A 627-nucleotide genomic window follows, 5' to 3' on the forward strand; every position below is an offset into this window, starting at 1 on the left:
GGGATCGAGGGTTTGACCACCAAGACCATTCCGATAAAATTGAGATGTTCAGGCTCAATGAAAGGAATGGTCTTAGATGGCAAACAAGAACTACAGTCTAGCTCACACGAAGTGGATGTGCAAATACCACATTGTGTTCACCCCGAAGTATAGACGGAAAGCGATCTATAATCAAGTGAGGAAAGACTTAATTGAAATTTTCAAACGTCTATGTAAGTACAAGGGAGTGGAGATTCTAGAAGGTCATATGATGCCAGATCATGTGCACATGCTGGTAGCCATTCCGCCCAAGATATCCGTATCATCGTTCATGGGATATCTGAAGGGGAAGAGTTCGCTAATGATCTTTGAAAAGCACGCACAACTCAAGTATAAATATGGAAATCGAAAATTCTGGGCAGAAGGATATTATGTGAGTACAGTGGGCTTAAATGAAGCAACCGTAGCAAAATACATTCGTGAACAAGAGGCACATGACCAAGCTGTAGATAAATTGAGTGTAAAAGAATACGAAGATCCGTTTAGCAGTAACAGGAGCAAAAAGTAATAAACCCGTTTAACGGGTAAGTGAAAGTGACAAATTACACTGAGCCTGAACAACTTTGTTGTCAGGCTAGCGTCTTTAGG

The 627-nt window shown here is 41.1% G+C and carries 1 protein-coding gene; it reads left to right on the forward strand.

The genetic code is table 11. From position 1 onward, the window contains the following. The first annotated feature begins 76 nt into the window (after nt 1–76). Nucleotides 77–547: an IS200/IS605 family transposase gene (tnpA, locus tag ACFQ03_RS25790; protein ID WP_144942112.1), complete on the forward strand. Its 471-nt coding sequence runs from the start codon at nt 77–79 to the stop codon at nt 545–547. Nucleotides 548–627 lie beyond the last annotated feature (80 nt).

Origin of the sequence: Paenibacillus residui (assembly GCF_042677205.1) — a bacterium.
GTDB lineage: Bacteria > Bacillota > Bacilli > Paenibacillales > NBRC-103111 > Paenibacillus_L > Paenibacillus_L residui.

Excerpts from the sequence above, each read along its gene's own strand:
- tnpA (WP_144942112.1), top strand. The coding sequence starts at position 77 with ATGGCAAACAAGAACTACAGTCTAGCTCACACGAAGTGGATGTGCAAA.